24 protein-coding genes and 1 tRNA gene are annotated in these 26,661 nt (G+C 69.0%); 3 read left to right on the forward strand and 22 right to left on the reverse strand.

The genetic code is table 11. The features are described from left to right. Positions 1–79: 79 nt before the first annotated feature. The 22 genes from KDM41_00175 to fba form a co-directional block, all read right to left on the reverse strand. Positions 80–4,441 (reverse strand): hypothetical protein, encoded by a 4,362-nt coding sequence (locus tag KDM41_00175; protein MCB1181827.1) that lies wholly within the window; start codon positions 4,439–4,441, stop codon positions 80–82. A 187-nt stretch (positions 4,442–4,628) separates the two neighbouring features. Next, positions 4,629–5,273 (reverse strand): hypothetical protein, encoded by a 645-nt coding sequence (locus KDM41_00180; GenBank protein ID MCB1181828.1) that lies wholly within the window; start codon positions 5,271–5,273, stop codon positions 4,629–4,631. A gap of 413 nt (positions 5,274–5,686) precedes the next feature. Further along, the gene (locus KDM41_00185) at positions 5,687–6,280 is read right to left on the reverse strand and encodes a hypothetical protein (protein ID MCB1181829.1); all 594 of its coding nucleotides are present in this window, start codon (positions 6,278–6,280) and stop codon (positions 5,687–5,689) included. Positions 6,281–6,501: 221 nt separating this feature from the next. Next, positions 6,502–7,140: a hypothetical protein gene (locus KDM41_00190; protein ID MCB1181830.1), complete on the reverse strand. Its 639-nt coding sequence runs from the start codon at positions 7,138–7,140 to the stop codon at positions 6,502–6,504. A gap of 274 nt (positions 7,141–7,414) precedes the next feature. Continuing rightward, positions 7,415–7,491 (reverse strand) — tRNA-Val (locus KDM41_00195). Between the two features lie 10 nt (positions 7,492–7,501). Continuing rightward, positions 7,502–7,672, reverse strand: coding sequence for a hypothetical protein (locus KDM41_00200; GenBank protein MCB1181831.1), 171 nt, complete (start codon positions 7,670–7,672; stop codon positions 7,502–7,504). Positions 7,673–7,771: 99 nt separating this feature from the next. Continuing rightward, positions 7,772–8,872, reverse strand: coding sequence for an endolytic transglycosylase MltG (gene mltG, locus KDM41_00205; protein ID MCB1181832.1), 1,101 nt, complete (start codon positions 8,870–8,872; stop codon positions 7,772–7,774). Continuing rightward, on the reverse strand, positions 8,866–9,294 hold the full coding sequence (gene ruvX / locus KDM41_00210; protein MCB1181833.1) for a Holliday junction resolvase RuvX: 429 nt from the start codon (positions 9,292–9,294) through the stop codon (positions 8,866–8,868). The genes mltG and ruvX overlap by 7 nt, the downstream gene beginning before the upstream one ends. Positions 9,295–9,313: 19 nt before the next feature. Next, complete coding sequence (locus KDM41_00215; GenBank protein ID MCB1181834.1) at positions 9,314–9,715, reverse strand: ATP-binding protein; 402 nt, start codon at positions 9,713–9,715, stop codon at positions 9,314–9,316. A gap of 78 nt (positions 9,716–9,793) precedes the next feature. Continuing rightward, positions 9,794–10,138 (reverse strand): STAS domain-containing protein, encoded by a 345-nt coding sequence (locus tag KDM41_00220; GenBank protein ID MCB1181835.1) that lies wholly within the window; start codon positions 10,136–10,138, stop codon positions 9,794–9,796. Between the two features lie 136 nt (positions 10,139–10,274). Next, the gene (locus KDM41_00225) at positions 10,275–11,249 is read right to left on the reverse strand and encodes an RluA family pseudouridine synthase (protein ID MCB1181836.1); all 975 of its coding nucleotides are present in this window, start codon (positions 11,247–11,249) and stop codon (positions 10,275–10,277) included. After that, on the reverse strand, positions 11,246–11,809 hold the full coding sequence (gene lspA / locus KDM41_00230; protein ID MCB1181837.1) for a signal peptidase II: 564 nt from the start codon (positions 11,807–11,809) through the stop codon (positions 11,246–11,248). The genes KDM41_00225 and lspA overlap by 4 nt, the downstream gene beginning before the upstream one ends. Next, positions 11,809–12,186: a TraR/DksA family transcriptional regulator gene (locus KDM41_00235; protein MCB1181838.1), complete on the reverse strand. Its 378-nt coding sequence runs from the start codon at positions 12,184–12,186 to the stop codon at positions 11,809–11,811. Before KDM41_00235 ends, lspA begins: the two co-directional genes overlap by 1 nt. A gap of 38 nt (positions 12,187–12,224) precedes the next feature. Then, a complete protein-coding gene (locus KDM41_00240) occupies positions 12,225–15,407 on the reverse strand; it encodes an isoleucine--tRNA ligase (GenBank protein MCB1181839.1) in 3,183 nt (1,060 codons plus the stop codon). A 59-nt stretch (positions 15,408–15,466) separates the two neighbouring features. Further along, a complete protein-coding gene (locus KDM41_00245; protein ID MCB1181840.1) occupies positions 15,467–16,294 on the reverse strand; it encodes a purine-nucleoside phosphorylase in 828 nt (275 codons plus the stop codon). Positions 16,295–16,429: 135 nt separating this feature from the next. Further along, on the reverse strand, positions 16,430–17,452 hold the full coding sequence (locus KDM41_00250) for a DivIVA domain-containing protein (protein ID MCB1181841.1): 1,023 nt from the start codon (positions 17,450–17,452) through the stop codon (positions 16,430–16,432). A 75-nt stretch (positions 17,453–17,527) separates the two neighbouring features. After that, a complete protein-coding gene (locus tag KDM41_00255) occupies positions 17,528–17,788 on the reverse strand; it encodes a YggT family protein (protein MCB1181842.1) in 261 nt (86 codons plus the stop codon). Between the two features lie 54 nt (positions 17,789–17,842). Continuing rightward, positions 17,843–18,565, reverse strand: a complete 723-nt coding sequence (locus KDM41_00260) for a YggS family pyridoxal phosphate-dependent enzyme (GenBank protein ID MCB1181843.1) — start codon at positions 18,563–18,565, stop codon at positions 17,843–17,845. Between the two features lie 4 nt (positions 18,566–18,569). Beyond that, entirely contained in the window at positions 18,570–19,277 is a 708-nt protein-coding gene (locus KDM41_00265) for an AAA family ATPase (GenBank protein MCB1181844.1), read from the reverse strand. Between the two features lie 56 nt (positions 19,278–19,333). Beyond that, a complete protein-coding gene (locus tag KDM41_00270; protein ID MCB1181845.1) occupies positions 19,334–21,421 on the reverse strand; it encodes an elongation factor G in 2,088 nt (695 codons plus the stop codon). 267 nt (positions 21,422–21,688) lie between these two features. After that, positions 21,689–22,885: a glycine C-acetyltransferase gene (locus KDM41_00275; protein ID MCB1181846.1), complete on the reverse strand. Its 1,197-nt coding sequence runs from the start codon at positions 22,883–22,885 to the stop codon at positions 21,689–21,691. A gap of 26 nt (positions 22,886–22,911) precedes the next feature. After that, complete coding sequence (gene fba / locus KDM41_00280) at positions 22,912–23,928, reverse strand: fructose-bisphosphate aldolase class II (GenBank protein ID MCB1181847.1); 1,017 nt, start codon at positions 23,926–23,928, stop codon at positions 22,912–22,914. A 204-nt stretch (positions 23,929–24,132) separates the two neighbouring features. On the opposite strand from fba, the gene KDM41_00285 reads away from it, so the two are divergent. Genes KDM41_00285 through KDM41_00295 form a run of 3 tightly spaced genes read left to right on the forward strand, consistent with a single transcriptional unit; the run spans position 24,133 to position 26,649 of the window. Then, entirely contained in the window at positions 24,133–25,020 is an 888-nt protein-coding gene (locus KDM41_00285; protein MCB1181848.1) for a zinc ABC transporter substrate-binding protein, read from the forward strand. Then, positions 24,959–25,822, forward strand: coding sequence for an ATP-binding cassette domain-containing protein (locus KDM41_00290; protein ID MCB1181849.1), 864 nt, complete (start codon positions 24,959–24,961; stop codon positions 25,820–25,822). Before KDM41_00285 ends, KDM41_00290 begins: the two co-directional genes overlap by 62 nt. Next, entirely contained in the window at positions 25,819–26,649 is an 831-nt protein-coding gene (locus KDM41_00295; GenBank protein ID MCB1181850.1) for a metal ABC transporter permease, read from the forward strand. Before KDM41_00290 ends, KDM41_00295 begins: the two co-directional genes overlap by 4 nt. Positions 26,650–26,661 lie beyond the last annotated feature (12 nt).

Consider the following 26,661-nt stretch of genomic DNA (forward strand, 5'->3'; position numbering starts at 1 on the left):
ACGGGACCCCAGCTTTATCAGGCAGCCCGGATCCCGTCAAGTCGGGCCCGCCGCACGGGCCGCGGATTCCCGGGTCGGATCAGCGCATGACGACCAGGCGCTGGATGTCGCTGACGATCCTGCCCCCGGGAGCATCGAGCTCGACGCGGTACAGGTACGTGCCGTTGCCCAACTCGTCGCCCTCGCCGTCGCGGCCGTCCCAGGGCACGACGCTGCGGCTGCCGCCGTGGGAGAAGGGCAGGCGGGCCACGGTCCGCCCCGCCACCGAGAAGATCCGGATCATGCCCGACCCCGCCGGCGCGTCGCTGTCGAACACGAAGCGCGTCTCGCCGTGCATGGGGTTGGGGAAGTTGTAGACCTGGCTGATGCCGTCGATGGCGCCGGCCTTGGCGCCGGTCTGCACCGTGAACTCGGTCGGGTAGCCGTCGAGGGTGAGCACCACCGCGTGGCGCTGGTCCGGGTCGGTCGTGTTGGCCACGGCCGTGAACGACACGTCGAGCTCGCGCCCCTTGGCGGCGAAGTCGAAACTGATGTCCGACAGCACCAGCGTCTCGCTGGTGAGGGTCGCGACCATGGCCCCGTCGAGCTGGGCGGCGCTGGTGATCTCGGCCACCATCGCCACGGGCTCGCCGGCCTGGAAGACCCAGGTGTCCGGATCGACGGCCTCGCCCTCCACCAGGAAGGCCGCGGTCTGGGCCACGTTCAGCACCAGTTCGTAGTGGCGGTCGCCGGCGAGATGCCCGGCGGTGTCGTACACCCGCACCGTCAGGCTGTGGTCGAAGGGCCGCACGGGCAGCGAGAGGTCGTAGTTCACCACACCCCACGTGGTCGCGCCCACCGGCCGCGATTCGACGGCGACCTGCGAAGTGAGGTCGGCGCCCGTCGAATCGATGACCTCCAGGCGGTCGATGCCCGCCTCGTCCCGGGCTTCGACCGTGACCTGGCGCAGGTTCGTGGCGTCCAGGGCCACGAGGTCGACCTCGCCCGAGATCTCCTGGTCGCCCTCGCCGAGCAGGGTCGCCGTGACCCGGGGCGCGCCGGCGTCGAGGGTCATCAGGGGGTCGCCCAGCAGCACGTACTGGGTGATGGCCTCGCGGTACGGGTAGGAGTTGGGGTACTGGGCCTTGAGGTCGGCCTCGGCGGCCCAGAAGACTTCGCCCGTGAGCCACCGGTTGCGCGGATTGGCGATGGCGCTGCCGCCGCCCACGTCGCCCGGCACGGGCGGGTTCGCCACGAACCGGTCGAAGATGTAGGTGCTGATGACCGAGTTGGCGGTGATGAACTCGAAACCCGAACTGGCGTACGCCGCGCTGGCCCCCCGCCCCGAGCGCAGCAGCATCTTCTCGGCCAGGCTGGGCTCGTTGGCGGCCACTTCGGTGCGGAAGGCGTTCTGGGCCCAGTCGGCGATGTGGCAGCCGAGCCCCATGAAGAGCCAGGGCCGGTTGGTGTTGCTGAGGCGGTCGATGTCCTGGCGTCCCGGGGTCTCGCGGCGATCCTCGAACCAAACCTCCGACGCCAGCAGGTAGGGATTGGCGTGCCCCTGGAAGTGGGCGATCAGGCCGCCCTGGTTCAGCACCGAGATCAGCGGATCGACCGCGGTGGCCGCGCACTGGCTGCGGGCCGTGGTCAGGGAGCGCGGAGCCGGGTCGGGCAGGGTGTAGGGCGGGAACACCGCGTCCATGTAGGGCTTCAGCGTGATGACGACCGAATCGAGCGGCACGGCCGACATGCCGGCCCAGGCCGCGGCGATCTCGCGCTCGTTGCGGGCGAAGATCGTCTCGGCCGCGCTGTACTCGAGCTGGGTGAGGGCCAGGATGCCGAGGCCGTTCGACCATTCGTCGTCGGCGATGAAGAGCGCGCGCTGCCGCCAGTCCTGGTTGCCGTCCATGGCCTCGACCGTGATGATCTTGTCGATCATCACGTTCAGCTCGGCCAGCGAGTTGCACGACAGCCGGCCCGTGATCATGTCGTAGGGCCCCGTCAGGTCGTACGGGAAGGTGTCGGTGGGGTAGTTCGCTCCCACCTCGAGGCTCGTGTACCACTTGTCCGAGGCCATGAGCTCCGGCGCGTACACCGAAGCCTGCTGCACGTGGTAGTGGGTGGGGACCCAGTCGCGCGACCAGGCCCGCGCCTGGGGCAGCACCTGCTTGCCGAGGGAGTTCTCGTTGGCGTCGCCCACGATGACCAGCGCCCACGTCCCCCATGCGGTGATGGCGTGGTTGGCCATCCGCTTGAGGGCCCAGTCGTCGCGCAGACCGCCGCCGTACCAGTCGTAGACATCCTGCACGTCGACCACGTGGATGTCCAGGTCGCCGCCGGCCCGCGCCACACGGTGGTCGATCCAACGGTCGAGGCCGGCCCGGAAATCGCCGTGGGTGATGACCAGGACATCCGGCGTGGTGCCGCCGGTGTCGGTCGGGTCGACGGGATCGGATGCGACGGTCGAGAGGAAGGTCACGTACTCGCCGATGCCGTCGGTCGTGGCGTCGCCCGCCGCCGCGAAACGCCGCTGGCCGGCGGTCTGGTCGATGCTCAGGGAGAGCTTCCAGCCGCTGCCGTCGGCGACCAGGTTCGTCGGCTGCACCTGGACGATGACCGGCTGGCGCGGATCGGTGATCTCGTAGAGCCCGATGTCGGAGGTGTCGAAGCCCGTCACCTCGACCGAGGCGATCTGACCCGCCGGTCCGCCGTTGAAATCGATCCGGTTGAAGCGGGTGCGGTAGAGGGCGTCGTAGGACAGCTCGACCCAGTTCAGGTAGGCGTAGATGTAGCCTGTCCCCGAGGCCTTCATCATGCGGACGATGGCGGTGTCGCTCTGCAGGGCCGAGGGCGGCAGGGTGTACGTCCGCACGACCTCGTTCATGGTCGCCAGGGCGTAGTCCTCGAGGTGCACGATGACGTCGTTCTGCTCCATCTCGAAGCGGAGGCTGCGCGACAGGTTGTTCCAGCCCGCGATGCCCACCTTCAGCTCGGGCGCCAGGGGCGGCACCGGATCGGCCGGGTACAGCGGGTTGATGACGGCCGTCACCTCGGACGCCTGGTAGTTGTTGAAGTAGAGCCGGTCGGTGGCGTTGGTGCGGACGTTCTCGCGGAAGCCGACCTGCTCCTCCACGTGGTCGGTGCGCCGGTACGACGCGCGCGGCGTGCCGCCCGCCGGCGCCAGCGTCGTTACCGCCATGCGCGACCACGGCTCTCCCGCCGCCGGCGTGCTCGCCGCCAGCCAGTACACGTTGGCCTCGTTGTCCTGCTCGAAATTGTCGCCGCAGCCGGGCACGTTCACGACGCCATCGCCGAGGTCGGCCACGTAGCCGGTGTCGTCGCGCAGGCGCAGGCCGTAGAAGACGAACTGGTCGTCGCCGTCGAATGCGTCGCCCTCGCCCATCATGTGGATCGGGACCTCGATCTCGACGTAGGGCACCGACTGGCCGTCATCCAGCGAAGCCAGATAGCGCCGCTGGTAGAGGCGGATCTCGCTTTCCTGCACGGGCACGTCGGGCAGCAGGCCGCGGGCCGCGAGGCTCTGGTAGGTGACCCGGTGCAGCCGCGTGCTGGTGACCGCCAGGCGGCTCTCGTTGCCGAGGAGCGTGCCGCGCTTGGCGCCGCGCGCAGCCGCCACCTTTTCCGGGGCCGCCGGCGGCGTGACCTGGAAGTGGCTCGCGGCCGTGGGGATCCGGCCCAGGAGATGGCCGTTCAGGAACGTGCCCGCGAAGCGGTCATCATGCTCGTTCGAGCGGCGTCGCTGCTGCAGGGGAGGGATGTCGGCCGAACCGAGGGCCTTGTCGGCGACGAAGCGGACCTCCCACTCGCCACCGCCCAGGACGGCGGCGACCCGGCCGCCGGCATCGACCCGGGCGCCCGTCAGGCGGTAGGGCACCACGCGGTGGCCGCGCCACCAGCTCATTTCGCCGAGGGTGAGGCCGGGCGCCGCGACGTCGACGCCGCGCTTGTCCAGCTGGGCCCGCGCGCCTTCCGGTACGGCCAGGCCGGCGGGAATCTCTTCGCCGGGCAGGACGACGATCTCCCCGACCGTCTGCTCCGCCCCTTCGCCGATGATGACCGGGGTGGGCATGATCGCCAGCAGCCGGTCGCCCACCGCCGTCCAGTCCTCCCGGATGGTCCGCGCCACCGGACGCGTGCCCGGCGGCACCACGAGCCAGCCTCCGCGCCCCGGCACCCGCGGCTCGCCCACGGCCCCGGCCGCGACGAAGCCCGGCAGGTCGAGGGCGAAGCGGGCCTCCTCGTCGCCGGACGTGTCCAGCGCGCGCCAGACGGGTTCGAGTCCCGCCAGGGAGAAGCGGATCGCCTCGGACGTGCTCGACGCCACCTGCAGATCGGATGGTCCCGCCCATGCGCCCGTCGCCCCCACGGTCAGCAGGGCCGCCGCCAGCAGCCCCCTCAATGCGATTTCACGCCCGGTTTCGATGCATGCGAAACGGCCCATGTCTCTCTCCTGGGTGGTTCTCGGCTGAAATGGCGATCAGGGGCAGGAATGCGCACGGCGGCGCTGTCTTTAGTATAGAACCACAAGCGGTTGCGGTCAATGGCGCCCCCCGGCGACGGGGCACAAAAAACAGGAAGCGGGCCCTGGGCCCGCTTCCTGTAGAGTATCCGGGGATCGGAAGAGGCTGCTACTTGAACAGGGCCTTCACGCCGCCCCAGGTCTCGTCCTCCACGGCCACGGCCGCGCCGTTGATCGTGAAGACGGGGTTGGCCGAGTTGCCGGACGAAGGATAGGCCGACACCAGGGGCTGGTGCGCGTCCTCACCGTCCTGGTAGGCCATGGTGCCCACGATCGCCGGGATGTCGGTCACGTCGAGGAAGAACTCGTACGTGCCGCCGTCGAGCTGCAGGAACGACCACGTGCACAGGGTCACGGCCGCGGCGCTGACGGACAGCGGCGAGGCGTAGCCCACGACGTAGTCGGGCTTGGTGCCGATGTCGATGGCCTGGGGGCCGAGATTCTCGGTCAGGGCGAAGAACGTGGGCGCGGTCGGCTTGATGACCTTGGCTTCCCAGCCGTCGACCAGGTTCACGGCGCGCTCCGAATCGGGATCGGTGGACACGGCGCGGTAGGTGTGGTTGATCGGGTTGGTCAGCACCAGGTAGGCCGTGACCGGCTGGTTGGCGACCGCGGTGGCATTGGCCGAGGCAGGGGCGCCGTCCTGGCTCGTGTAGATACCGAACTGGTTGGCGGCCGTCTGAGCGAAGCCGGCGCTCGGGGCCAGCAGCGAAAGCGCGGCCAGCGCGGAGACAGCAAAGAGCAGTTTCTTCATTTCCGGTTTCCCCTTTCTAGGAAAATCGATTTCTCAGCCCTGGGACCATGGTGAACCGGCTGGGCAGGCTGGTCACGGCGAACGCCCTCAGGCAAAGTTCCATGGCGTTGACGACGCCGCGAAGTGACCCCGAATACGGACCACCAACTCGCATCGTCGGTAACATACAGGCAACCGTCGGGACGGACAAGAACAGATTTGGGGGATGACTCCATTTTTACGCATGGCGTTTGGTGCCGTCCCCCCGATCCGGCCTGTCTCGTCCCGGGCCCCCAGCCGCCATGATGATCAGGAATCGGCTCGGCGCTGTCAAGTTCGGGTCCCGCCAAGGGACCGCACCGGAACGCAAAAAACGGCCCGGGTGGTTTCCCACCCGGGCCGCGACTTCTGCCGTCAGGCGAAGTGCCGACTCCCTACCGGAAGAGGCTCTTCACGCTGCCGAAGGAAGCGTCCTCGACCGCCACCGGGCAGTCGCCGTTGACGGTGGCAACGGGGTTGCCCATGCCAGCAGCGAGACCCAGCGAACGGATGGAGCCACCGATCTCGTAGGCCGGCAGACCATCGTCGATCGACTGCACGACCGAGGGGCCGAGGAAGATCTCGACAGTCTGGGGGGCCAGCAGCAGGAACTGCCAGGTGATGAACTGGACGGCAGGCGCACCCGGCAGGGGGTTCGCCAGGCCGACCACGTAGTCACCCGCGTACAGGTCGGTGCTGGTGCCCAGATCGACCGCGCCGGCCGGCAGGGTGTTCGCCAGACGGAACATGGAGCCCACGCCAGCGCTCGAGACGAGCTCGTAACCAACCTCGAGACCCCAGACTTCCGAAGCCGAGGGGTTGGTGATCGTCACGTAGGCGAAGAACGGAATGCTCGGGGACGCCGTGGTGCAGTTGTTGTCAGCGGTCAGGTCGAAGTACACACCGATCATGTCGGTGTCGGGATCCACGACCGCGAAGGCCGAGGTCGCCATCAGGCTGACAAGCAGCAGAACTACCAACTTCTTCATGTTGAATCTCCTCAAAAGACGCAGGATCGATTGATGTTCGCCGCGTTGAGGCGGGCGAGTCAATTGTGGCCCTACAACCTGCATCTGCAGGGCCACCAGGGATCTCTTTCACCGGTGGGATGTCCGAGTCGTCGAACCGGAAAGTGCGTCGTCTCGAAATTTCCCGTCTTCGACCGCAGTCGAAGAATCAAGAGAACTGACCTCAAAAGCGGTTGTCCGCTTTACGGGCAGGAAGCACCCAGGGACTGGGCCAGCTTCACCACGTCCGACAGGTTCACGAACCCGTCGTAGGCGAAATCCGAACGGAACGGGTTCAGCCCGCCGTAGAAGTCACCGGCGAAGAGAGGCACGTCCGTCAGGTTGACCACGCCGTCGGCGTTGATGTCGGTGCTGTTGTGGCTCACAGCCACGCCAGCGCCGCTGGTCAGCGGAGCACCGGAGACGTAGACCACGGTCAGAGCCTGGCTGGCACCACCGGCCTGCAGGGGCGTCTGCCACTGCGTCAGACCGCCGGCATCAGTGTTGGCGTCGGCCGTCGCGCCACCGATACAAGCAACCATGCCGCCATCGGCGGACTCGATCCAGGCATCCTCGAAGGGGAAGTTCGGGATATCAGCCCCGGAACCGTCCACGAGGTGCAGGGTGATCGTCGCGTCAACCACGGCACCACCAGGGATGACCGCTTCGGTGAACGCCGAACCACCACCGTTGGGCGCGTTGAACAGAACCGCGGTCTCGGGGCCAAGATAGGCGCGCGCGGCCGTGGACTGAGCAAGGTCGGGCACGCCGGCAGTCGCCAGGGCGGCCGAACCCAGAATCAGGGTACAGGCAAAAATACCCATGATCTTCTTCAATGCCATTTGGATACCTCCAATGGGGTACTCGGGATGCGAGGGTGGCTAGCCCAAGCTGAGGGTGAACGTGTGGTGATGTGCTCTCCTTCCCACTCGCAGAGCGAGCACTTGACGCCACCGATGATATCACAAGAGCCCGCGTGAAACCCTATTTTTTTTCCGTGAAAGAGGATTTCCTGACGAAATCGCAGCAAAAAACGCGGATCAAAGCACAAAAACCGCCGCCCGGTCGCCCAAGGCGGCCGGCGACGGCGGAAGCGGCGGCGCGGCAGGAAGGAGATGGTGGGCGAAACAGGATTCGAACCTGTGACATCCTGCGTGTAAGGCAGGCGCTCTGACCAGCTGAACTATTCGCCCACCGGAGGATTCATCGGCCGACGCTGCGGCGGAACGAGCGCCACAGGTAGAACGGCAGCAGCACGCAATAGCCCGCCACGAGCAGGAGCGGTCCGGTCGAGAGCATGCCCGCCGCGAGGGTGGCGTATCCCGCCAGGATGGCGGCCACGGCCGCGGCGAGCAATCCGAATCTGCGCAACATGTCCATGGATTCCGACCATCCGGAGGTGCGGGTGTGCGGGCGTGCGGGAAACGAAGCCTGTCGTCCGGGGCAGAACAATAACCGGGGGGCCCGGTTCCGTCAATCCGCCGCCCGGTCGCCGGAGCGCAAGGCCCGGAACCGGCGCACCGCGTCCTCGTGTTCGCGCGCGGTGCGGCTGAAGACGTGGCCGTCGGCGCCGTCGGACACGAAGTACAGGGCCTCGCAGGAAGTGTCGGGCGTCGCCGCCGCGGCGAGGCTCGCCACACCGGGCGTGCCGATGGGGCCCGGCGGCAGCCCCCGGCGACGGTAGGTGTTGTAGGGCGAGTCGGTCTTCAGGTGTTTGAAGTAGAGGCGCTGTCCCTTGCGGTCGAGCAGGAAGGCCACGGTGGGATCGGCCTCCAGGCGCCACCCCCGCTGCATCCGGTTCGTGTAGACCGCGGCGATCAACCGCCGCTCGTCGTCGCGGCGGGCTTCGGCCTCGACGATCGACGCGAGGGTGAGCAGTTCGAACGGGGTCAGGGCGGCGTTGACCCCACCCCGCGCCGCCTCCACGGCCTGCCCGAGCCGGGCGGCCTGGGTGTCCACAAGGTGGGCCGCCACGACGTCGGGGCCGGTGCCGGTCGCGAAGCGGTAGGTGTCCGGTGCGAGCAGCCCTTCGCACCAGCGGAAGCGGCGTGGTCCCGCGGCGGCCGTGGCCGCCGTGAGCGAATCGAGACGCGCCGCCTGGTCCGGACCGAGCCAGCCGCCGGTCTCCGTGGCGAGACGCGCCAGCGAATCGGCGGCGGCCAGGAAGGCGTCCGCCTGCCAGCCGAAGGCCGAGGCGACGATCGCCCCGATCTCCCCCGCGTCGAGTCCCTCGGGAATCGTCACCGCCACCTGGATCGAGCGACCGGCGGTGAGGTCGGCCAGCAGATCGCGCGGCGCCTGACCCGGACTCAACTCGTAGAGTCCGGCCCGCAGCCCCCGGTCGCGGCCCGTGAGGCGGGCCCCGGCCAGCAGCACCCGGCGGTCGGCCAGCAGGCCCCGGGCGACCAGGGTGTCGGCCGCCGCGCCCAGCGTCATTCCGGGCGGGATGCGCACCACCACCGGCGTGCCCCCGGCGCCGGGCCCGGGTCCCGTCCAGCGCGACCAGCCCCAGGCCAGGACGGCCAGCCCCACCGCCATCCCGGCGAGCACGACGAGCAGCAGGCGCCTCAGCACGACCGCTCCTCCCCCGCGGCCGCCAGGTGGTCGAGGTAGCTCTGCAGGATGATCGCCGCCGCCACGGCGTCGCGGGCTCCGGGCTCCGGGCGACGGGCCCCGGCGACCCAGCGGTCGGCTTCCTGGCTCGAGTAGCGCTCGTCCCAGAGGACGACCTCGAGCCCCAGCCGCGCGCCGAGCTTGGCCGCGAATTCGCGGGCCCGGACCGCCAGTTCGGCTTCGCGCCCGTCGGCGGTCAGGGGCAGTCCGACCACGATGCGCTCGATCCCCCGCGCGGCGACGAGGTCCGCCAGCCAGGTGAAGACGGAACCGTCGCGGCCCTCGACATGGGTGCCGAGGGCGAGGGCCAGGGAAGACCCCGCGTCGTTGGCGGCGGCGCCGATGCGGCGCAGGCCGTAGTCGAGTCCGAGGCAGGCAGGCATCAGTCGGGTTCCCGGGAGATCAGGACTCGTCGTCCGCGGCGGGCTGCAGGTTCTTGACCATGCGGATGAGGAAGCGGCCATCCTCGTGGCGGCCGAATTCGAGCTCGTCGGTGAACTCGCGCATGATCTGGATGCCCCGCCCCCGCTGGCGCATGAGTTCGTCGGACGGTTTCCAGTGTTCGTGGTCGAAGCCCGGGCCCTCATCGAGCACGGTGACGGTGACCTTGTCGTCATCGACTTCGTAGATGACCTGGATGGGCAGGTGGTCGTCGAGGGAGTTGCCGTGCTCCATGGCGTTGGTGCAGGCCTCGATGATCGAGGTGCCGAGTTCCTCCAGCGACTGGCGGCAGCATTCCATGTCCGAACCGATCTCCATGAGCACCGCATCGGGCACACCGAGGAACTCCATGTTGCTCGGCAATCTGATCTCGATTCTGGAGGCCACGTTCACCTGCCCGCTGTCACCGGTGGAAGATTGATGGACGACTCGGCAAAAACCTCAGGAAAAACTCTGGATGGCCTCGTCCTCGTCCTGGAAGGACTCGAAGACCGTGTAGAGCTTGGACACGATGAAGATGTTCTCGATACGGTCCGACACCTTCAGCAGTTTCAGCTCGCCGCCGCTTTTCTTCAGGGTGGTGTAGCCCGAGATGAGGATGCCCAATCCGGTGCTGTTGACCCACTTCACCTTCTGCATGTCCACGATGACGTTGTTGCAGCCCTCGTGGATGAGGGTCTTGAGGGTCTCGTCGAAGGACTCGGCATCGGGGCCGCCCATCAGCTTGCCGCTCATCTCGAGGATGGCCACGCCGTCCCGTTTGCGTTCCTTGAGCTTCACTCGCATCTCGCTTTGCTGGGTTCCGCGCCGCTCCCCCGCAGGGGCGCGACGATCCGGCTGCGTCCCGTCGTCCGGCGGGCTCCGTGATCAGAAGACAATAGGACAACCCGGGTTCCGTGTCCACAACTGCTCCGCCGGGCGGTCAGTCGTCCCCGCGCAGGGCGGCCAGGACCCCGGCCATGTCGGCGGGCAGGGGCGCCTCGAAGGACAGGGCCTCGCCGGTGACCGGATGTTCGAGCCGCAGGCGCGTCGCATGGAGCATCTGGCGCGTGGCGTCGCGCACCATGCGGTCGGCCCGGGCGCGGTCGAGGTTGTGGATGCCCCGGACCCGCTTGTCGTCGCCGTAGAGCGGGTCGCCCACCACCGGGTGCCCGTTGTAGGCGAAGTGGACGCGGATCTGGTGGGTGCGGCCGGTTTCGAGCTCGACGCGGCAGTACTGGGCGAAGGCGAAATCCTCCAGCACCTCGTAGCGGGTCGCGGCGTCCCGGCCGCCCCGCTCGACCACGGCCATCTTCTGGCGGAAGCGGGGATGACGCCCGATGGCGCCGGTCAGGCGGCCGGTGTCCTCGGGCCAGCGACCCCAGCTGAGGGCCAGGTAGGTGCGCCCCATGCGCCGCTCCTGGAGCTGGGCCGCCAGGTGCCGGTGCGCCGCCTCGTCGAGGGCCACGGCGAGCAGGCCGCTCGTGTCCCGGTCGAGCCGGTGGACGATGCCGGGCCGCAGCGGGTCGTCGCCGGCCTGCCAGGCCCCCAGGTGATGCAGGAGTCCGTTGACGAGGGTGCCGTCCGGGTGTCCCACCGCCGGGTGCACGACCAGGCCCGCCGGCTTGTCGACGATCACGAGGTGGTCGTCGCGGTAGACGATGTCCAGGGGAATGTCCTGCGGTTCGGCCCGCATCTCGGCCGGCGGGGCCGGCTCGTAGCGGACGATCTCGCCGGCGCGCAGGCGGTGGTTCTTGGGCCGCGCCCGGCCGTCGACGGTGATGCGTCCCGCGGCGAGATCGGCGTGGATCCGGCTGCGCGACACGTCGTCGCAGGCCTCGACCAGGAAGTGGTCCAGGCGGGTGTCGTGGTCGTCGGGACCGACGGTCAGGACGATGGGCGCGGCGGCGGCGCTCACGGCAGGTCGGGGCGCGCCGGCGCCGGATCCCCCGCCGGACCGCCGGCGGGGTCGTTCGGATCGACGGGGTCGGCCGCGACAGGCGCCGGGCCCCGGTCGAAGAGCAGGCAGGCGAAGAGGATCGCGCCCCCGACGGACACGCCGATGTCGGCCACGTTGAAGGTGTAGAAGCGGGTCGTGCCGAGGCCGAGGTCGATGAAGTCGACCACCTTGCCGTCGTAGAAGATGCGGTCGACCAGATTGCCCAGGGCGCCGCCGAAGATCGCGCCCATGGCGGCGCGGCGGACGCGGTGCACCGGATCGGTCGTGCGGTAGAGGTAGACGATGAAGACGGCCGCGATGACGCTCACCGCCACCAGGGGCCAGCGCCCGACCGGGAACAGGTCCATGGCCGAACTGTCGTTGCGGACGTAGATGAAGCGGGCGAAGTCGCCGATGACCTCGATGCGGGCCCGGAAGGCGGCCTCGTTGGCGAGCACGATGCGTTTGGTCACGAAATCGACCACGAAGACCAGCGGGGCCCACAGCCAGGGCGGCAGAATCGGGCGGGAAGACGACATCAGAGCGTGCCCGCCTCTTCCTTCTCCTTGCACTCGATGCACATGCGGGTGTACGGCAACCGGGTCAGGCGCGGGATGCCGATGTTGCCGCCGCACTCGGTGCACTTGCCGTAGCTGCCGTCCTCGATGCGGCTGAGGGCCTCTTCGATGTTGTAGAGGTAGCGGCCCTCGGTGTTGGCGAACTTGATGGTGGTCTCGTACTGGTACTCGTCGGAGCCCTGGTCGGCCATGTGGTTGGAGTGGGCCTTGCCCATCTCGAGCCCCGACTGGTCGTCGGTGTGCTTGATGATCTTCTCGTGCTTGGCCAACGACGCGGAAACGCGCTCCTTCTCCTCCAGGAGCAGTTTCCGGAATCTCGCCAGTTCCGTTTTCCGCATGGGGTCCCTCCCCGAATGGCAGCGCCGCGGCGCCGGTCTCAGGCCCGGTCCAGGGCGATGCTGATCTCCTGGCCGTCGATATCGAATGTGTCTTTATAAGGCATTTCGCCCGGAGCGGCAACGCCGGTGGCGAGGGTCTCCGCGGCGATGTGGTCGGCGAAGCGGGCGACGGTGTCCAGGACCGCTGCGGGGCCGTCGATCCGCAACCGGATGCGGTCGCTGACCTCCAGACCGCTCTTCTTGCGCAGGTTCTGCACCTTGTTGACGAGTTCGCGGCTGAGGCCTTCGGCCAGCAGATCGCCGGTCAGCGTCGTGTCGAGGGCCACGGTGAGGCCACCGGCGCCTCCGGCCACGAACGGGGCCACCCCCTCCTCGACCACCTGGACCTCCTCGAAGGTGAACTCGGCCTGGTCGCCGTCGACGGCCAGCGTGACCCGCCCCTGGTCGCGCAGGGCGAGGATCTGCTCCGGCGTCATGGCGGTGATGGCCTTGGCCGCGACGGGAGCCTGCTTGCCGAAGCGCGGCCCGAGGGCCCGGAAGTTGGCCTTGGCCGAGAGCAGCGCGACCTCGCGCGGATCGTCGACCGTGCCGATCTCCTTGACGTTCAGCTCCTCGAGGACATAGCCCTGCAGGCGCGGGTCGGCCATGAGCAGGGCCACCCGGTCGTCGTCGGCGTGCATGAGCAGGCGCCCGAGGGGCTGCCGCGTCTTCAGGGACGACTCCTGGCGCAGGCTGCGTCCGAGCCCGACCACGGCCTGGGCCGCGGCCATGGCCCGCTCGAGCTCCGCGTCCACGAGGGCCGGATCGGCCGTCGGGAATCCGGTCAGGTGGACCGAGGCCCCGGCGTCGGCGTGGGCCACCAGCGCGCGGAAGATCTCCTCGGTGGTGAAGGGGATGAACGGCGCCAGCAGACGCAGGCTCGCGCCGAGCACCGTGTGCAGGGTGGTGAAGGCCGCCCGCTTGTCCGGCGTCATCTCGCCCTTCCAGAACCGCCGTCGGCTCAGGCGCACGTACCAGTTGCTCACGTCGTCCATGAAGAACGTGCCGGCCGTCTTGGCGGCCCGCGTCAGATGGAGCGACTCGAGGTCGGCCGCCACCTCGGCGGCGACGCTCTGCAGGCGGCTCAGGATCCAGCGGTCGAGCTGGTCGAGTTCCTGCTCGCCGGCGTCCGCCACGCGGAAACCGTCGAGGTTCGCGTACAGCGAGAAGAAGTTGTAGGTGTTCTCGAGGGTGGCGATGAGCTTGCGCTGCGCCTCCTTGACGCCCTCGGGGTCGAAGCGCGTGGGCGTCCACACCGGGCTGCAGGTGAGCATGTACCAGCGCAGCGGGTCGGCGCCGGCGGTGCGCATGATGGCCATGGGGTCGACGGTGTTGCCGACGCTCTTGGACATCTTCTTGCCCTTCTTGTCGAGGATGAGCTCGTTCACCAGGCAGCTCTTGTAGCTGCTGCGCCCCATCAGGAAGGTCGAGATGACCAGCAGCGTGTAGAACCAGCCGCGCGTCTGGTCGATGCCCTCGCTGATGAAGTCGGCCGGGAACTGGTTCTCGAAGAGCTCCCTGTTCTCGAACGGATAGTGGTACTGGGCGAAGGGCATGCTGCCCGAATCGAACCAGCAGTCGATGACCTCGGGCGTGCGCCGCATGGTGCCCGCACAGCCCGCGGCCGGACAGGCGAAGGTGATGTCGTCCACGTGGGGCCGGTGCAGGTCGAGTCCGGACTGGTCGGCGCCCGTCAGCTCGCTGAGGTCGGCCCGGCAGGTGGGCAGGTGCAGATGGCCGCAGTCGTCGCAGATCCAGACGTTGAGCGGCGTGCCCCAGAAGCGGTTGCGGCTCAGGCTCCAGTCGATGTTGCCGGCGAGCCAGTTGCCGAAGCGCCCCGCCCCCACCTCGGGCGGCGCCCAGGTGATCTCGGCGTTGGCCTTGACCAGGTCGTCGCGCATGGCGCTGGTGCGGATGAACCAGCTCGGCGTCGCGAAGTAGATCAGGGCGTTGTCGCAGCGGTCGTGGAACGGGTAGTCGTGGCTGTAGGTCATGGCCTTCAGCAGCTGGCCCGTCTCCTCGAGGTGCCGGATGATGGCCTTGTCGGCCTGCTTGACGTGCACCCCCGCCCAGGGCGTGACCTCGGCCGTGAAGGCGCCGTTGGCGTCGACCGGCCGGAAGAAGCTCAGGTTCTCCCGCTGCCCCACCTGGTAATCGTCCTCGCCGAAGGCCGGCGCCATGTGCACGATGCCGGTACCGGAATCGAGGGTCACGAAATCGGCCTCGACCACGACGAAGGCGCGCTTGCCCTCGTCCGGGCTGACGAAGGGGAGCAGCTGCTCGTAGCGGCGCCCGAGCAGATCGGCGCCCTTGCAGCGGTCGATGATCTCGGGCTGCTCGTCGCCGTGCAGGCCCTCCAGCACGCCCAGCCGGGCCTCGGCCAGGATCAGCACCTCGCCGCCGAACCGCACGCGCACGTAGTCGAAGTCGGCGCCCACGGCCAGCGCCACGTTCGAGGGCAGGGTCCAGGGCGTGGTGGTCCAGGTGACGAAGAACTCGTCCTCGTCGCCGGCCGGATCGACCGCCTTCAGCTTCACGAAGATGCTCGGGTCGTTCACCGTGCGGTAGCTGTTCGCCATCTCGTTGGCACTGAGCGGAGTGGCGCACACCGGGCAGTAGGGCACGACCTTGTGGCCCTTGTAGAGCATGCCTTCGGCGTGGAAGCGGCTGAGGATCCACCACACGGTCTCGATGTAGTCGTTGTCGTAGGTGATGTAGGGATCGTCGAGGTCGACCCAGTAGCCGAGCAGGGTCGTGAACTCGTCCCAGTCGCCCTTGCAGGTCCAGACGCTCTCGCGGCACCTGTCGTTGAAGGGCCCGAGACCGTACTCCTCGATCGCCTGGGCTCCCTGGATGCCCAGCCCCTTCTCCACCGCGCGCTCGACCGGCAGACCATGGGTGTCCCAGCCCGCCTTGCGCAGCACGCGGTGGCCGGTCATGGTCTTGTACCGGCACATGATGTCCTTGCAGAGGCGCGCCATGACGTGGTGCACGCCGGGCATGCCGTTGGCGGTGGGAGGGCCCTCGTAGAAGACCCAGTCCGGCGCCCCTTCCCGCTGCGCGATGGAGCGGGCGAAGATGTCGTGCTCCCGCCAGAAGGCGCTGACCGCCGCCTCGGACTCGGCGTCGTGGAATTTGCGCGCCAGGGGCGGATACAGGCTGCTCGGTTGATCGCTGGACATCGTTCCGTCGCTTTCCGTGGGCGCCGCCGCCGTGGGCGGGCGCCGGGTTCTCCTGGTGGCTACAGCTCGACCCGGGCCAGGAAGCCCGTCACCAGCGCCTCGAGATGGGGCTGGGCGGCGTTGGCCACCTTGATGATCTGCTGCACGTCGGCCGGATGCAGGTTGTCGGGCAGACAGGCGTCGGTGATGACCGACATGCCGATGACGCGCATGCCCCCGTGCACCGCCGCGAGGCACTCGGGCACGCTCGACATGCCCACCGTGTCGGCACCGATGGCGCGCAGGAAGCGGTACTCGGCGCCGGTCTCGAGATTGGGACCGGCCACGGCCACGTAGACCGCCTTCTTCAGGGGGATGCGGGCCGCGAGGGCGACCTCCTCCATGGTGGCGACGAAGGCCCGGTCGTAGGGCTCGGACATGTCGGGGAAGCGCGGGCCGAGCCGGTCGTCGTTGGGACCGATGAGAGGGTTGTCGCCCATCAGGTTGATGTGGTCGGTGATGACCGTGATGTCGCCCGGCCCCATGAGCGGGTTCATGCCGCCGACGGCGTTGCTCATGAACAGGGCCCCGCAGCCCAGGGCCTTCATCACCCGCACCGGCAGCGTGATCTGCTGCATGGTGTAGCCCTCGTAGAAGTGGACGCGCCCCTGCATGGCCATGACCCGGCGGCCGCCCAGGGTGCCCAGGACCAGGTTGCCCTCGTGGCTGGTCGCCGTCGACTCGACGAAGTGCGGCACCTCGCCGTAGGGGATCGTGCAGGCGGTGTCGATCTTCGCCCCCAGTTCGCCCAGTCCCGTGCCCAGGATGAGGCCGATCTCCGGGGTGAAATCGGTTCGGGCGCGGATGAAGGCGGCGGCTTCCTCGATCTGGGTCCACATGTCGCTCACGGGGGGCCTCCCGGGGCCTCAGGGTACGGTTTCTGCCGGACGAGACAAACTAACACGGACCCCGCAGGTGACCAAGGAAAAAGCGGGAATCTGCCGATTCCCGCCCTTCCGTGCGCTCTATTCCCGAAATCCGGCTCAGAAACCCGTCGTGATCGTGAAGGTCTCCTCGGCTTCCTCGAACGGATCCGGGCCGGGCCGGTGGGGGTCGGACACCACGTCGATGTCCAGGGGCTCCACGGGCGGCCGGAAGGCGTCGTCCGGGCCGTCGCCGGTCTCGGCCAGGGATTCGGAAACGATGTCGGCGATATTGCCGGCCACGTCGTCCTCGGAGGGGTCGTTGGCCAGAGGCGACGCGGGCGCCGGCTCGTAGGTCGGGTTCGCGGCGGACGCGGCCACCGGAGCCGCCGCCGGCGCGGCGGTCGCAGCGACAGCCGGGACGACCGGGGCGGCGGGGGCGTTCGGAACGGCGTTCGGGACGGCGTTCTCGCCCACCGCCGGGCTGTAGTCGCGCCAGATGTCCTGCTCGGTGCTGACCGGAGCCGGGATCGGGGTCGGGGCCACGGCGGCCATCGGCGCGGTGGCCGGATTCGCGGCGGGACGGGGAGCCGGCTGCGGGGCCGTGCGGACGGCCGTCGCCCCGGCGGCGCCGGCGGTGACCCCGGTCACGACCGTATCGACGATGTCGACGAGGCGCCGGTCGAGGTCCTCGAAGTCGCTCTTGTGGTTGTCCACGAACTGGATCTGGGCCTCGGCCAGGCTGCGGAACCGCGCCAGGTAGGTTTCCTTCTCCTTGCGCAGACCCATGATCTCCCGCCGCAGCTCCTCGGTGCGCAGGCGGCACTCCTCCATGATGCCCTTGGCCTTCATCTGGGCTTCCTGGACGATGAGGTCACCCTCGCGATTGGCGTTGTCCCGGGTCTCCTGCATGACGCGCTCGGCGGTCATCAGGGTGTCCCGCAGGGTGCGCTCCATCTTCTCGTAGTCCGCGATCCGCTCGTCCTGCTCGAGAACCCGCTCCCGGATCTGCTTGTTGTCGACCAGGACGGTTTCGTATTCGTCGGCCAGGGTGTTCAGGAAGGCGCGAACCTCGTCGCAGTCGAACCCGCGCATGGACTTGCTGAATTCCTGCTTGCGGGCGTCAAGGGGCGTGATCCTCATCTTGGCAATCCTCCGGATGGCGGAAGCCGGAAGCTTGCGGAGCGGGCGCGGCGAGTCCCTCCGACTCACCTGAGATCAAAAACCCGTCCCGGCACCGGCCTGGACAATCAACTTCGTGAGCAGCCTTATCAAGAGCCATGCCACGATCGGGGACAGGTCCAGGCCCCGCAGGGGGATCAGGGCCCGGATGGGTCCGAGCACCGGTTCGGTCAGCCGGATCACCCACAGGAGGGCTTCGTTGCGGGGAAAGGGGTTCACCCAGGACAGGATGACCCGCACGAGGATCAGGAACGAATACACGTTCAACAGGGCGAGGGCGAGGCGGATGAGGTCCATTAAAGACTCCTTTCCGGACCGGATCTGGCCGCCGGCGGCCGGATTGGACAGGTTTCAGGCAGGGCGGGGTCCGAAGATGGCGCTTCCCACCCGGACGATGGTCGCCCCTTCGGCGATGGCGACCTCGTAGTCGTCGCTCATGCCCATGCTCAGTTCGGGCAGCGGCCGGCCGGTCTGGCGGGCCGCGTCGGCGGCGAGGGTCCGCAAGCGGGCGAAGGTGCGTCCGAGTTCCGCAGTCTCGGCGTCGAAACGGGCCATGCCCATCAGACCCTGCAGGTCCACCCCGGGCAGGCCCGCCACCGCGCCCACCGCGTCGACGACCGTCGCCGGATCCAGGCCGTCCTTCTGCGCCTCGCCCGAGATGTTGACCTCGAGCAGCAGCGCCTGCGCCGTCCCGTCGGCCTCGCAGCGACGGCTGATCCGGGCCGCCGCCTCGACCGAGTCGACGCCGTGGACCAGGGCGAAGCGTCCCGCCACGCGGGCGGCCTTGTTGCGCTGCAGGTGGCCAATGAAGTGCCAGGCCAGTTCGGGCGCGCCCGTCTCCGGCCCGCCGACGGCGGTCCGGACTTCGTCCTGTCGTGCCAGGGCGTCCTGGACCCGGTTCTCGCCGAAGTCGCGCTGACCGGCGCGGGCGGCCTCCAGCACCAGGGGCAGCGGCACCCGCTTGGACACGGCCACGAGCCGCACCCCGGACGCACAACGGCCTGCGCGGGCGCAGGCCGTTGCGATGCTCTCGCGCACCGCGGCGAGTCTGTCGGTGACCGTGCCGCCGGTCACGGCGCTACCGCCAGCGCAGCAGCATGGTCTTCGGATCGACCTCGAGCTGGACGTTCGCGATGACCGCGTTGTCGTGCTCCTTGATCAGCTTGACCTTGATGTGGTCGGCCTCGGGGACCAGGTTCACGATGACGTCCAGGCGCTCGTCGAAGCGGGCGACCTCGGCCGGCACGCCCCGCGCGTCCGTCTCCTGGCCCTCGCGGTGGGTGTTGGCGCTGGTCCAGATCTCGGCGCCCCACTTGCCGGCCAGGGTGCGCAGGCCGTCCAGCTCCCAGGACTCGGTCTTGGCGTAGCGCGGCGTCCCGTCCATGATGACCATCTCGGGCACGAAGCCCATGGCCTCGTCCAGGAAGTCCACGGCCTGCTCCAGCTTCTCGAGGCTGAAGGTGTCCGCGTTGTAGACGTGGATGTGCCGGTTGCGCTCCATGCGCAGCTGGCGGCGGGGCACGTCGTCCATGTCCAGGGCCTCGGCCATGGCGTGGAAGATCTGCTCGAAGAAGTCGCTGATGTGCTCGACCGACTCCTTGGTCGAGATGTACAGCACCTTCTTGCGCTGCAGGAGGCGATCGACGGCCAGGCCGATCAGGAAGGCGGTCTTGCCCACGCCCGGACGCGAGAGGACCACGCCCAGGTTGCCGGCGCCCAGGCCGCCGCCCATGGCGCGCTCGAAGATCCGGACGGGGCTGCGGTCGGTCAGGTGTTTTTCCATCATGGTTTCCTCGTGGTTGCGTCCCGGGCCCGCGGGCCCGGAACCCCGGTCCTGCGTGCCTACTTGCCCTCGGCCCGGCGGGCCTGATACGCCTTGACGAGCTCCTCGGCCACGTCGGCCGGGGCGGGAGCGTAGCGGGCGAACTCCATGGTGAACTCGGCCTTGCCCTGGGTGCTCGACCGCAGGACCGTGGCGTAGCCGAACATCTCGGCCAGGGGCACGTTCGCGTCGACGCGCACGAAGCCCTCGTCCTCGGTCGTGCCGACGATCACGCCGCGGCGCTGGGCCAGGGTCTTGATGACCTCGCCCTGGAACTCGCTCGGCCCCTCGATGGAGACCAGCATCAGCGGCTCGAGCGCCGACGGCTTGCCCTTCATGTAGAACTCGCGGAACGCCGCGCGGCAGGCCGTCTGGAAGGCCATGTCCGAGGAGTCGACCGCGTGGGCGGCGCCGTCCTGCATGGTCACCTTCAGGCCCTGGACCGGGGCGCCGATGTACATGCCCTCGGCGAGGGACATCTCGAAGCCCTTGCGGCAGGCGCCGATGTACTCGGTCGGGATGCGGCCGCCGACGACGGCGCTCTCGAACTCGAACTCGCCCTCGCCCGCCGGCTCCATCAGGCCCAGCACCTTGGCGTACTGGCCGGAACCACCGGTCTGCTTCTTGTGGGTGTAGTCGAACTGGACCGGCTGGGTCAGCGTCTCGCGGTACTTCACCTGGGGCGCGCCCGTGGTGACCTCGGCGCCGAACTCGCGCTTGATCCGCTCGATGTACACCTCGAGGTGCAGCTCGCCCATGCCGCTGATGATCGTGTCGCCCGTGTCCTCGTCGACCGAGGTGCGGAACGTGGGATCCTCGCGGGTGAAGCGGTGCAGCGCCTTGCTCATCTTCGTGGCGGCCTTGTTGTCCACCGGGACGATGGCCAGGCTGACCACCGGCTCGGGGACGTGCATGCTCGACAGGGCGATGCGGTCGCCGGAGGTGAAGGTGTCGCCGCTGGCGCAGTCGATGCCGAACAGGGCGATGATGTCGCCCGCGCTCGCGTGATCGATCTCCTCCATCTGGTCCGAATGCATCCGGCCGAGGCGGCCGACCTTGACCTTCTTGTTGGTGCGCGTGTTGACGATGTCGTCGGCCTTGCGCAGCACGCCCTGGTAGATGCGGACGTAGGTCAGCTGGCCGTACGGGCCTTCCTCGAGCTTGAACGCGTTGGCGACGAGCTTCTGCTTCGGGTCGTTGGAGAGGATGAACTCCTCCTCCTCGCCACCCGGCAGCATGCGCACGGCCGTGTTGTCGATGTCGGTCGGGGCCGGCAGGTACTTCATGACCGCGTCGAGCAGCAGCTGCACGCCCTTGTTCTTGTAGGCGCTGCCCATGAAGACCGGGGTCAGCTCGTTGGCGAGCACGCCCTTGCGGACCGCGTCGTGGATCATCTCCTCGGTGACGGTCTCCTCGAGCATGGCCTCCATGAGCTCGTCGCTGAACATGCTGACCGCGTCGAGCATGGCCTCGCGGCGGGCCTCGGCGTCGAACTGCAGCTCGGCCGGGATCTCCGACTCGATGATGTTCTCGCCGTTCTCGCCCTCGAAGCGGTAGGCCTTCATCTTCACCAGGTCGACCACGCCCTCGAGCTTGTCCTCGAGGCCGATGGGGATCTGCATCATGACGGCGTTGTGCTTCAGCTTTTCGCGCAGCTGCTCGGTCACGCGCGCGGGATTGGCGCCGGAGCGGTCGCACTTGTTGACGAAGGCGATGCGCGGCACGTTGTAGCGCTTCATCTGGCGGTCGACCGTGATCGACTGGCTCTGCACGCCGGCCACCGAGCACAGCACCAGGATGGCGCCGTCGAGCACCTTCAGGGCGCGCTCCACCTCGATGGTGAAGTCGACGTGGCCCGGGGTGTCGATGATGTTGACGTGGTGGCCCTTCCACTCGGTGTAGGTGGCGGCGCTCTGGATCGTGATGCCGCGCTCGCGCTCGAGCTCCATGGAATCCATGGTGGCGCCGACGCCGTCCTTGCCGCGCACCTCGTGGATGGCGCGGATGCGGCCGGTGTAGTACAGGATGCGCTCGGTCAGCGTGGTCTTGCCCGAGTCGATGTGGGCGCTGATCCCGATGTTCCTGATCATGCTCAGATCTTCAATCATGGTCCTGTTCCCTTTTTCCGATCCCAAGCGGTGACGGGCCCATTCCCGTCGGGGTGTCGCCCCCGGAGTGAAAACGCGGAATCTCCGGCATCCGGGCGTACAAAAAAGCCCGTCGCCCTGCTCGACAGGGGCAGGTCAGCGACGTGGCGCGGGGAAAATAGACGCCCCCGGCCCAAAAAGCAAATGCGACGATTCTTCCCGCGTATTTTTCACGCAACCCTCATGGGCGGCCCGCCGGCCCCGTTCCGACGGGGCCCCGCGACGGGATCAGATGGCGCCGTGCTTCTTCCCCACCTTGGCGAAGGCCTCTAGGCAGCGGGTGACGTGGTCGTCGGTGTGGGCGGCCGAGGCCTGCAGCCGGATCCGGGCCTGGCCCCGCGGCACCACCGGGAAGCTGAACCCGATGCAGTAGATGCCCTCGCCGAGCAGGTCGGCGGCCATGCCCTGGGCCATGATCGCGTCGTCGTCGTGCCGGCGGAAGTGCACCGGGATGATGGCGTGGTCGCCTTCGTCGACGTCGAAGCCCAACTCCCGCAATCCGTTGCGCAGACGCTGCTGGTTGTGCGCCAGCGTCCTGAGGGGCGTCGGATCTTCCCGCAGGATCTTCAGCACCTCCAGCGCCGCCCCGCAGATCATCATGGGCAGGGAGTTGCTGAACAGGTAGGGCCGGCTCTTCTGGCGCAGCCACTCGACGATCTCGCGCCGGCCGCTCGTGCAGCCGCCGAGGGCCCCGCCGAGGGCCTTGCCGAAGGTGGTCGTGATGACATCGACGCGGTCCATGACGCCGAACTTCTCGTGGGTCCCCCGGCCGGTCGCGCCGGTGAATCCGGTGGCATGGCTCTCGTCGACCATGACCATGGCCTCGTATTTTTCGGCCAGATCACAGATCTCCGGCAGCTTGGCCAGGTGGCCGTCCATGGAGAAGACACCGTCGGTGACGATCATGCGGAAGGCCGCGTCGCTGGCCGCCCGGAGCTGCTCCTCCAGGTGGTCCATGTCGCTGTGGTTGTAGATGTAGCGCTGCGCCTTGGCCAGCCGCACGCCGTCGATGATCGAGGCGTGGTTGAGCTGGTCGGTGATGATGGCGCTGTCCTTCTCGAGCAGGGGCTCGAACACGCCGCCGTTGGCGTCGAAGCAGGCGGCGTAGAGGATGGTGTCCTCGGTGCCCAGGAAGGCGCTCATCTCGGCCTCGAGCTGCTTGTGCAGGGTCGTGGTGCCGCAGATGAACCGCACCGAGCTGAGACCGTAGCCCCAGGTGTCGAGGGCGCGCCGGGCGGCCGCGGTCACGCGGGGATCCGAGGCCAGGCCCAGGTAGTTGTTGGCGCAGAAGTTCAGCACCTTGCGGCCGCCGACCTGGATCTCCGCCCCCTGGGGCCCCTCGAGCACGCGCTCTTCCTTGTAGAGTCCCTGTTCGCGGATGGCGTCCAGTTCGCCCCGCAGCACCTCGCCGAATCTGCCGTACATCGTCCGCCTCCCGGTTGCCGTTCGGTCTAGTACTTCTTCGCCATCTCGGCGAGGGTCACGTGGGGCACCTTGTCGGCCCAGCCCGCCTGCCCGAAGGCGATCATGCGCGCCTTGACGACCTCGGCCATGGCCTCGCGCGCCGGCTTCATGTAGTCCCGCGGATCGAACTTGCCCGGCGACTCGGCGAAGACCTTGCGGATGGCGCCGGTGATGGCCAGGCGGTTGTCGGTGTCGACGTTGATCTTGCGCACGCCGTGCTTGATGCCCTTCTGGATGGCCTCGACGGGCACGCCGTAGCTCTCCTTGAGGTCGCCGCCGTAGTTGTTGATGATCTCGACCAGCTCGCGGGGCACCGAGCTGCTGCCGTGCATGACGAGGTGCGTGTTGGGCAGGCGCCGGTTGATCTCCTCGATGACGTCCATCTTCAGCACGTCGCCGGTGGGCTTCTTGGTGAACTTGTAGGCGCCGTGGCTGGTGCCGATGGCCACCGCGAGAGCGTCGCAGCCGGTGTCGGCCACGAACTGCTCGGCCTCGGCCGGGTCGGTCAGGTGCTCGGCCGCCTCGTCCTCGCTGAGGCCGGCGCCGTGGCCGTCCTCGATGCCGCCGAGGCAGCCGATCTCGGCCTCGACCGTCACGCCCAGGGCGTGGGCCTTCGCCACCACCTGCTTCGTCACGTCGACGTTGTACTCGTAGGAGGCCGGCGTCTTGCCGTCCTCCATGAGCGAGCCGTCCATCATGACCGAGGTGAAGCCCTGGTCGATGGCGCTGAAGCAGGTGGCCGGGCTGTTGCCGTGGTCCTGGTGCATGGCGATGGGGATGTTCGGGTTCAGCTCGGCGGCGGCGAGCATCAGGTGGCGCAGGTAGTTGTCCTGCGAGTAGGAGCGGGCGCCGCGGCTGGCCTGGACGATGACCGGGCTGTTGGTCTCGGTGGCCGCCATCATGATGGCCTGGATCTGCTCCATGTTGTTGACGTTGAAGGCGCCGACGCCGTAGTCGTTCTCGGCGGCGTGATCGAGCAGGACGCGCATGGGGATCAGCGGCATGGGGATTCCTCCGGTTCCAGGCGAAGACGTGGGGTCGGGCCGCCCCGGCGGGGCGGGCGCCTCCGGTCGTGAAGTTCCCGTCCAAGCTAAACCAAGCCCGGACCGGAATCAATGGGCGGAGGCGGCATTTATCGGATTATTGCGCCCTCGCCGCCGGACGTTATCATGGGGGCCGTTCCGCCCCCGGCGAAGGAGACCCGACCGATGACCCTCGGCAACACGACGACCCGCACGGCGGCCCTGACGGGCCTGCTGGCGTTCCTGGCGGCCGGCGGCGCCGCCGCGGCGCCCCTGCCGGTGGTGGTGAGCATCCTGCCCCAGCAGGAGTTCGTGCGCGCCGTCGGCGGCGACGAGGTCACGGTCGACGTGCTGGTCGGCCCGGGCCACTCCCCCGCCACCTACGAGCCCACCCCGCGGCAGGTGGCCGGCCTCTCGGCGGCGCGCCTGTTCTTCGCGGCGGGCGTGCCCTTCGAGCGCGGCATCGTGCCGCGCATCGCCGCCATGCCCGACGGTCCGGTCATCGCCGGCGCCCGCGACTTCGGCCCCGCCGCGGCCCGCGGCCACGACGACCACGGGCACGACCACGATCACGGCGACGGCCCCGACCCCCACACCTGGCTCGACCCGGTGCAGGCCATGGCCTTCGCGGACACGGTGTGCGCGCGCCTGACCGCCGCCCGCCCCGCCGCGGCCGCGGAATTCGCCGCGCGGCGCGACAGCCTGCGGGCCCGCCTCGCCACCCTCGACCGGGAGATCGCCGCCGAACTGGCGCCGTGGCGCGGCCGCGCGTTCTTCGTCTTCCACCCCGCCTACGGCCACTTCGCCCGGCGCTACGGCCTCGAGCAGGTGGCCGTCGAGCAGGACGGCCACGACCCGGGCGCCAGGCAGGTGGCCGCCGTGGTGGCCCGCGCCCGGGCGGCCGGCGCGACGGTGATCGTGGTGCAGCCCCAGTTCTCGCGCCGCACCGCCGAGGCGATCGCCCGCGAGGTGGGCGCGGAAATCCTTGTCTTGGATCCCCTCGCGGCGGATTATGAGACGAGCCTGCGGCACATCGCCGCGGCCCTGGCGGCGTCGTTCGCGTCCGCCCGATGAAACGTCCGGCCCGGCCGGACCCAATGCGCGGCCCGACCGCGGAGCCCCCGTGTCCGACGTCATCTCCTGCCACGACCTGAGCTTCGGCTACGACGACCGCGTCGTGCTCGACCACGTGGACATCCGCATCCCCGAGGGCGACTTCGTGTGCGTGGTGGGCGCCAACGGCAGCGGCAAGACGACCCTGCTCAAGCTCGCCCTCGGCCTGCTCGAGCCGACGCGCGGCCGCATCGAGGTCTACGGGCGGGCGCCGCGGCACACCCGGGGACGCATCGGCTACGTGCCGCAGCACCCGCGGCTCGACCCCCTGTTCCCCGTCTCGGCCCTGGACGTGGTGCTCATGGGCCGCCTCGGCTGCGGCGCCTCCCTGGGCAACTGGCGCGGCGCCGACCGCGACCGGGCCCGCGCCGCCCTGGCCGAGGTCGGCCTGAGCGACCGCGCCGGCCACCACTTCGCCGCCCTCAGCGGCGGGCAGAAGCAGCGCGTGCTCATCGCCCGCGCCCTGGCCGCCGACCCGGACCTGCTGCTCCTGGACGAGCCCACCGCCGGCCTCGACGCCCACGTGGAGGAAGGCTTCTACCGCCTGCTCGAGGAGCTGAACCGCCGGCTGACCATCGTGCTGGTTTCCCACGACCTGGGCTTCGTCTCGGGCTTCGTCAAGAGCGTGGTGTGCGTCGGGCGCGAAGTGCTCGTGCACCCGACCACCGAGATCACGGGCGAGATCATCGCCGACCTCTACGGCTCGGACATGCGGCTCGTGCGCCACGACCACCGCTGCAGCGAGGAAGGGCACCGGCATTGAGTTTCCTCGACGCCCTCGGCGACCACGCCTTCCTGCGCTACGCCCTGCTCGCGGGCGTGCTGGCCTCGATCCCCTGCGGGGTCGTGGGCAGCTTCGTGGTGATCCGCCGCATCAGCTACATCGCCGGCGGCATCGCCCACTCGGTGCTCGCGGGCCTGGGCGTGGTCCACTACCTGCAGGTGGTGCACGGCTTCACGGCGATCAGCCCCATGGGCGGCGCCGTGATCGCGGCGCTGCTGAGCGCGGCGGTGATCGGCGGCGTCAGCCTGCGCCACAACCAGCGCGAGGACACGGTCATCGGCGCGGTGTGGGCCATGGGCATGGCCACCGGCATCGTCTTCATCAGCCTGACGCCCGGCTACACCACCGACCTGATGAGCTACCTCTTCGGCAACATCCTGCTGGTGTCGGCGGCCGACCTGAAGCTCATCGCCCTGCTCGACGTGGTGGTGCTGGTGACGGTCGGGCTCTTCCACCGCCAACTGCTGGCCGTGTGCTTCGACGCGGAGTTCGCCGCCCTGCGCGGCGTGCACGTGCAGCGGTTCACCTTCCTGCTGCTCGGCCTGACCGCCCTGACGGTGGTGCTGCTGGTGTCGGTGGTGGGGATCATCCTGGTGATCGCGCTGCTCACCCTGCCCGCCGCCCTGGCCAACCTCTTCGCCCGGCGCCTGTGGCAGATGATGCTGTTCGCGGCGCTGCTCTGCGTGGGCCTGACGTCGGCGGGCCTGGCCATATCCTACGGGCCCGACCTGCCGGCGGGCGCGGTGACGATCCTGCTGACGGGCGGGGTGTTCTTCCTGACGTCGGTGCTGCGGAAGCGGGCCTGACGGATCGCGACC

The organism is bacterium (assembly GCA_020440705.1).
GTDB lineage: Bacteria > Krumholzibacteriota > Krumholzibacteriia > LZORAL124-64-63 > LZORAL124-64-63 > JAGRNP01.

What these genes read in the sequence shown, in the direction of transcription:
- KDM41_00270 (MCB1181845.1), bottom strand. Translation starts at nt 21,421, where the DNA reads ATGATTGAAGATCTGAGCATGATCAGGAACATCGGGATCAGCGCCCAC.
- KDM41_00200 (MCB1181831.1), bottom strand. Translation starts at nt 7,672, where the DNA reads ATGTTGCGCAGATTCGGATTGCTCGCCGCGGCCGTGGCCGCCATCCTG.
- KDM41_00180 (MCB1181828.1), bottom strand. Translation starts at nt 5,273, where the DNA reads ATGAAGAAACTGCTCTTTGCTGTCTCCGCGCTGGCCGCGCTTTCGCTG.
- KDM41_00190 (MCB1181830.1), bottom strand. Translation starts at nt 7,140, where the DNA reads ATGGCATTGAAGAAGATCATGGGTATTTTTGCCTGTACCCTGATTCTG.
- KDM41_00175 (MCB1181827.1), bottom strand. Translation starts at nt 4,441, where the DNA reads ATGGGCCGTTTCGCATGCATCGAAACCGGGCGTGAAATCGCATTGAGG.
- KDM41_00240 (MCB1181839.1), bottom strand. Translation starts at nt 15,407, where the DNA reads ATGTCCAGCGATCAACCGAGCAGCCTGTATCCGCCCCTGGCGCGCAAA.
- KDM41_00235 (MCB1181838.1), bottom strand. Translation starts at nt 12,186, where the DNA reads ATGCGGAAAACGGAACTGGCGAGATTCCGGAAACTGCTCCTGGAGGAG.
- lspA (MCB1181837.1), bottom strand. Translation starts at nt 11,809, where the DNA reads ATGTCGTCTTCCCGCCCGATTCTGCCGCCCTGGCTGTGGGCCCCGCTG.
- KDM41_00185 (MCB1181829.1), bottom strand. Translation starts at nt 6,280, where the DNA reads ATGAAGAAGTTGGTAGTTCTGCTGCTTGTCAGCCTGATGGCGACCTCG.
- ruvX (MCB1181833.1), bottom strand. Translation starts at nt 9,294, where the DNA reads ATGCCTGCCTGCCTCGGACTCGACTACGGCCTGCGCCGCATCGGCGCC.
- KDM41_00220 (MCB1181835.1), bottom strand. Translation starts at nt 10,138, where the DNA reads ATGCGAGTGAAGCTCAAGGAACGCAAACGGGACGGCGTGGCCATCCTC.
- KDM41_00255 (MCB1181842.1), bottom strand. Translation starts at nt 17,788, where the DNA reads ATGGACCTCATCCGCCTCGCCCTCGCCCTGTTGAACGTGTATTCGTTC.
- KDM41_00265 (MCB1181844.1), bottom strand. Translation starts at nt 19,277, where the DNA reads ATGATGGAAAAACACCTGACCGACCGCAGCCCCGTCCGGATCTTCGAG.
- KDM41_00275 (MCB1181846.1), bottom strand. Translation starts at nt 22,885, where the DNA reads ATGTACGGCAGATTCGGCGAGGTGCTGCGGGGCGAACTGGACGCCATC.
- KDM41_00285 (MCB1181848.1), top strand. Translation starts at nt 24,133, where the DNA reads ATGACCCTCGGCAACACGACGACCCGCACGGCGGCCCTGACGGGCCTG.
- KDM41_00250 (MCB1181841.1), bottom strand. Translation starts at nt 17,452, where the DNA reads ATGAGGATCACGCCCCTTGACGCCCGCAAGCAGGAATTCAGCAAGTCC.
- KDM41_00290 (MCB1181849.1), top strand. Translation starts at nt 24,959, where the DNA reads ATGAGACGAGCCTGCGGCACATCGCCGCGGCCCTGGCGGCGTCGTTCG.
- fba (MCB1181847.1), bottom strand. Translation starts at nt 23,928, where the DNA reads ATGCCGCTGATCCCCATGCGCGTCCTGCTCGATCACGCCGCCGAGAAC.